Consider the following 226-nt stretch of genomic DNA (forward strand, 5'->3'; position numbering starts at 1 on the left):
CACCGAGGGCAACCTCGGTGGCCGGGCCCAGGTCCGGGGCGTGTCCGGCGTCTGGAAGGACCTCACCGACAACGTCAACTTCATGGCCGACAACCTGACCTCCCAGGTGCGCAACATCGCGCTCGTCTCCACCGCCGTCGCGCAGGGCGACCTCGGCAAGAAGATCACGGTGGAGGCCAAGGGCGAGATCCTGGAACTCAAGTCCACGATCAACACGATGGTCGAC

At 65.5% G+C, this 226-nt stretch carries 1 protein-coding gene; it reads left to right on the top strand.

Annotation, left to right across the window (positions count from 1 at the left end; translation table 11 throughout):
* The coding region (locus GTY47_RS12800; RefSeq protein WP_010049449.1) for a HAMP domain-containing protein at positions 1–226 on the top strand (226 nt) is incomplete at both ends.

Source organism: Streptomyces sp. SID5464, assembly GCF_009862985.1.
GTDB lineage: Bacteria > Actinomycetota > Actinomycetes > Streptomycetales > Streptomycetaceae > Streptomyces > Streptomyces chartreusis_D.